This is a genomic window from Paenibacillus sp. An7 (genome assembly GCF_009870785.1).
In the GTDB taxonomy this organism is placed as follows: domain Bacteria; phylum Bacillota; class Bacilli; order Paenibacillales; family Paenibacillaceae; genus Paenibacillus.
Map to the genome: position 1 here is coordinate 1 of NZ_WTWX01000047.1, position 5,584 is coordinate 5,584.

A 5,584-nucleotide genomic window follows, 5' to 3' on the forward strand; every position below is an offset into this window, starting at 1 on the left:
GCGAAATCAGGGATGGCATGGCTGCATCATGTCCGCTCCGCGTTGCTTCGCTCCCTTTTTTATAGAAAAGATTTTTCTCCCTTTTGCCTTAATGCGATAGGCTTTTATTCCTATCTCCATGAGCTCGATTCCAGCTCAAAATTTATGAAAATTAACCTTTATGTCGTAAAGCAAAATTTGTACCCGTCAAATCAAATAATGAGTTTTCAATGAGACAGATGGGCGTGTACGACATGAATCTATAACTTTGGTTCAGGCAAGCTGTCATTTCATTACGAGAGGATGGACCAATCTTCTTGGCAACGATTTATTGATAAGTAGTTGATGAACCCGATGCTCGTAATTTTCAGTTCTTTGTTTGCTTTAATCATTATAATCAAACATTCGCTCCTATATCAATAGAATATTTACGTTGAATTTTTAGGTATAAGCTTTATTTTAAGACTAGATTCTATAATATTGAATAATTACTAATTAATATTTTCCTAATTTTGTATTGTTTTATTAATATCAATGTGCTAATCTCATAGAATTGAAATTTTGAATAATTTTCTATTTTGATTATTCTATGTGGTGCTTCATTTTGATTAAAGGGGAGAGAAAAGATTTTGAAAAAAAACAAAAGAAAATTTCTGATTATGGGCAGTAGGGTATTAATGGCATCGATAGCTAGCCTATCTTTAGTAGTTAATACAGCTGTTGCAAGTCCTCAGATTGTGGATGATGTTAATCCAATAATATTTGAAACCTCTGATAGTTACAATAATAACGCTATTCCACCAGGATTTGACGGTGAAGACAACATTGATTCTGCAGCGCGTATAGGAATCCAGAACTTTTCTATCTTGTCTCGTAGCAATAATTCATTGTCAATTAATCAAGAGTTAAAGCCATCTGGAGACTTCTATATTGGTAAAGGTGGAACAGGAACCCTGACAATAGCAGGTAATACATTCGATTTTATAATTGAAGATGCTTCTACCAAAACTGCAACTTTAAGTTCTGGAAATACCCTTCTTTGGGGAACCTTTGAAACAACTATTAAAGATATAAACGAAAAAAATATGGTTACTACAATTAGTTCTGCTTCAATTGTAGAATCCGGTGAAAGATTCTCATACGTAACCATGGGTACATATGAAGATGGAGCAGTTGTCTTGCCTTTTGGCGATAGTGATTTCTTGAAAGACGATGAAATCACAAAGATATTATTAGAAGATAATGAAGTTCAAGAGGAGAATATTACTACTTCTGATGAAAGTAATACAATAAACACTATTCAAGAAAGAAAAGGACTGCAATTTAAGCATCAAGGTAATGCTTATAGTTACAAACTTCAAAACAATCCTGTTGCAAATAATTGGAGTACCGTTGTAATGGCTACTTCTAATAGGAAAGGCGTGGAAGTGGGATATACTAATATTCAAATATGGGGAAGATTAGATACATTAAACAACCATTGGAAAGACTTCTATAAAGTTTATCTTAATGGGGCCGAAGCAAAATTAAATGTTGAGGATAGTAACGGCTACGGACAATATTTGAGGATTATTTCAACGACACCTGGGACAATAAATGAGTCCTATACTATGTCTACATACTCATTTGAATTAATAGATTATATTGTTCCTGGCGTTGGATATGTTGGAAAAGTGCTTCAAGCATTTTCAAATGGAGTAACGACTTCGGGTACTACATCATATCGCCCTTCATATGACGAAGCGTGGGTGACATTTAAAAAACCTGCTAATTTAAACCTACCCAATACTATAAGTTGGAAAAATGCTAATGAGGCTGTAAATGGTAAGACGTCTGGTATAACCGCTGAATTCAATTGGACTTTATTCACCAATAAAACTGTTAACCTCATCTCCAGAGGTAGAGTTCAATATAATATGGTTAATTCTGAAGTTCCACTGGGAATTAAATTATGGACTAATTATGCTTATGTTAAACATACTGTAAACTAAATTAATTTTTGATAGATAGTTTCAGAAGCTTAGCTAGTTTAGTATTCTGCCTAAACGGGCTAAGCTTTTGATTAGAAAGGGGATTGTTTACGAGTTGAAAAGATATAATATAATTATAATGCTGTCTGTTCTCTTGAATATAATTTTAATTGGTATATTCACTTTTCAGTTACTAGACAGTAGTACAGAAAAAACAAAGAGATCAGAAGAATACATTCAATTTGTCAACTATGGAAAGGATGTCGATTTTCTCTTCAACCTACTTAGTGAACAGGCACCTAAAGAAGAAACAACTCGATATGTTTTTGATATCTATAATAACCTGATAGCTTGGGACGAAAAACTTACTCATTTCCAACAAAATAGTTCATTTTTTTCTAAGCTTAATACCATAGAACTTCTCCCTAGATTTGATGAAATGATTATCAATATTCGATCCGTAATGTATGCTCAATTTAAGGAGAGTAATACATGGAAATCTGAGGAATTTCAGCTCTACAAAAAAGCGATTCATGAGCTTGTAGAAAACTTACCATCAGAGTATTCGAAATCTAAATCGTTTAATGCTGATTTCAATAAAGCGGTAGATGAATTCAATAAGCTTGTAACTTCTAACTGAGGGTTGCCATAAATAATATAAAAAGAAGAGATAATCAATTCTCTTCTTTTTATATTCTAAGCTTTAGCGGAAATGTAATAAGGTAATTAAAGAATTTGCAAATACTTGGTTTGTGAAGGAAGATGAACTGCATTTATCTACAATTCAATATGGCATAGGTGCAGACCCTATACCGAAAGATTCCAAACGAAGTGATAAAGGCGATAAACAAAAAAGTAGGAGCTAGATTACTAACCAAGTTTGGGGAAAAAGGCGTTATAAATTTAGGCAAAGCTGTTCCGGTGTTAGGCGGTATAATCGGAGGAGCGGTAGACGGAATCGGCACAAATATTATTGGGAAAACGGCTAAAAATACATTTACCCAATACTAGGAATTACTTTGAATAGATGTATATATCGTTCCCTTGGAAAGTTAAAGCATTGATCTGGTTGAAGATCGTACATATTAGTTTCAAAACGTGGGTGCACCTGAATGATGGGTGCATCTTTTTTTCTCTCATTTGGTTGCAACCAAATGAAAGGATAAATTAAAAGGATTATTTGGAGTAATGGGCTTTTATCTTCTGCAGGGTAATCGATTGTGTGGTAGCTGGTGGTACTTATTAAGTAAAGAAGAGTGAAAGGGAGATAGAACGCTCGTGCTGATGCTACCAGCTCTAAGGCGGCAAGATCGGCCACCTAAGATCCGATACGCACCGCTGCGGGGTTACTTGGGCCGATAACTAGAGCGCCTAACCGGGGTAAAGCATCCCGGATAAGGCGCTCTATGTTCCTGTCCCTCGCTTTACACCCCGCACGGAGCTAAGGACCAAGGGCGCTTTGATGCGAAATCAGGGATGGCATGGCTGCATCATGTCCGCTCCGCGTTGCTTTGCTCCCATCAAGCAGCTCATGCAAAAAGATAGCATCATGATTCCGCTTTGCTTCATCATCATGCAAGGGATTATTAAGCATAATCAAGGAAGGAGAACAAGGAAAGGAGATAACCGGCATCGCCGGTTCTTTTCATCGAGGAATTATGAAAAACCACATGTAGTTCTATTTATATAAACCACTTGTGGTTATACAAATAGAACTACCCTTTTAAAAAGAAGGAACATTTGTTGAATGATAATGTATTAGAAGAAGAGGTTTGAATGTAGAAACTGCACAAATCAGGGAATACTTAAACCTTCTATAAAGTCAGATTAATATTTCCATATTTTATACTAGACATTAATATTATTAACTAGTAGTATTACGTTTTCGTAGCTACTGGTCGGTTCTACATAATGACATCTTTGGGAGAACATAGATGAGAAAGTTTTATTTTGTTCAATAATAAACAAACGGAGGGTCACAATTGGATATGAACATAGTTTATTTTCTTGTAGGCGTCATATTTATGTGGAGTCTTATCAATAGTTTTAAGAGTTCACGATTTCAGATGATTTACATGATCGTAACCAGTTTGGTGTTTGGATACATGTATTTTCACGTTACAATGTTATTGGGTATTAGATAAATTAAAGCATCTGTTAAGGTGCTTCAGACTGCAGGCAAACTAGCTTAGACTAGTTTGCCTGCAGTCTTTTTTTTCTCAATAGCTTTTTTGTTGAAATTAAAGATGGCCTTACAATTGATACAAAAATAAAAGAAAATTAACTCTAAAGTAGGTAGTTCCAATTATACCTATAGTAAACAATCAATCCGTATAAAAAGGCAACGACAATGGACCAAATCTCCTATATAATTAATTGTCTGGAAAATATTTCATAGGGGCGTAGTGGAGATGAAGTTTCTAAGAATTTTGGGTTGGATTTGTATACCTTTTATTATGGTGATTATCTCTTGGAGGAAATTAGGTAAAGCGCCAAAAGTGGCAGCAATCATTTGGAGTATTTTAATAATTTTATTTTTTTTAATTCCAACGGAAGACCAAGAAAAGCAATTAGCTGAGACTAAAACAGTCCCAACTACAACAAATACTCAAACTAAATCTGAAGAGGTTAATAAGCCAAGTGTAGAACCAGCACCAAAAGATGAAATTGAAGCAGAGCCATCAGGAACAGAAGTTGAAGAGGAAACTAAAACTATTGATTGGAGAACTAAAATTAAAGAAATAGCTAACTCTGATCAAAGTGTAACAGAGAAATTCGACCAAGTAGAGCTTGAATTAGTTAATAATTATATTCCCTCAGAAGAGGAGCTCACTGCTTTTGAGAATGAAATTATAAGTGCATTTAAAAACAAAGAATATTTAAAAGACATAACAGATGCTGAGTATATGCTCACCAATATATTCAAGTCTAGTGTTATTGTATCGAGTTATGAGGATAAAAATGAACCAATGCCTAGTTTCGCATTTGATTTTTGGCAGAATTCGAAATATACCTATAGAGGTGCAGATGCAGTTGATAGTGAGTCTGTGAAAGCCAATGAGGATCAAATGGAGAGAGCCTTAGAGGAAATTTAATACCCTTAGAATTTAGTCGCCTTGCTGTAATCATAGTGAGGCAGAATCCTACCCTGTAAAGGTTTTTGAAAAACAAAGTATCCAATTAACAGAAAAACATAAAATGCGTTATACGGCCATTTGAGAGTTTTATATGCGGTGTATGATCAAATTAATCAAATTCAGTACCATAGGTGCAAAATTAAATCCAAGGAGGAAAGAAAAAATGAGTATTGAATTTGGTTCTAAAGAATTTTTTGAAGATCACATAAAAAGATTAAGTGATGTATCTCCAGAAAGAGTTGTATGTCTTTTATTATCTTCTGTGGTTCGAAATGAAAAAAATGATGAAATAGCTAGAATTACTAGAAATGCTATATCTGCTTTAGCTGATAAAGATGATATTTTTGGGAGGAAATAATCATTTAGATTTGGGAGTCCGATGCAGGAATGGGTCTTGGTCTTAGTTTTGCCTGTGGCAAATAACCGACAGGGCGATCTTGAGAAATGGGCTTTTAGCTTTAGCAAAGAGGATCGATCTTGTTACAACTGAAGTGCTAA

At 34.6% G+C, this 5,584-nt stretch carries 5 protein-coding genes; 4 read left to right on the plus strand and 1 reads right to left on the minus strand.

The genetic code is table 11. The features are described 5' to 3' along the window. Nucleotides 1-608 precede the first annotated feature (608 nt). Nucleotides 609-1,970: a hypothetical protein gene (locus tag GQY27_RS20835; protein WP_160037182.1), complete on the plus strand. Its 1,362-nt coding sequence runs from the start codon at nt 609-611 to the stop codon at nt 1,968-1,970. Nucleotides 1,971-2,064: 94 nt separating this feature from the next. Further along, complete coding sequence (locus GQY27_RS20840; RefSeq protein ID WP_160037183.1) at nt 2,065-2,589, plus strand: hypothetical protein; 525 nt, start codon at nt 2,065-2,067, stop codon at nt 2,587-2,589. A gap of 801 nt (nt 2,590-3,390) precedes the next feature. Here the strand turns inward: GQY27_RS20840 and GQY27_RS20845 are convergent. Continuing rightward, entirely contained in the window at nt 3,391-3,582 is a 192-nt protein-coding gene (locus tag GQY27_RS20845; RefSeq protein WP_160037184.1) for a hypothetical protein, read from the minus strand. A 778-nt stretch (nt 3,583-4,360) separates the two neighbouring features. Here GQY27_RS20845 and GQY27_RS20850 point away from each other — a divergent pair. Together GQY27_RS20850 and GQY27_RS20855 are read left to right on the plus strand one after the other, a co-directional pair. After that, nucleotides 4,361-5,044, plus strand: coding sequence for a hypothetical protein (locus tag GQY27_RS20850; RefSeq protein WP_160037185.1), 684 nt, complete (start codon nt 4,361-4,363; stop codon nt 5,042-5,044). Nucleotides 5,045-5,249: 205 nt separating this feature from the next. After that, nucleotides 5,250-5,444, plus strand: coding sequence for a hypothetical protein (locus GQY27_RS20855; protein WP_160037186.1), 195 nt, complete (start codon nt 5,250-5,252; stop codon nt 5,442-5,444). The last annotated feature ends 140 nt before the right edge of the window (nt 5,445-5,584 follow it).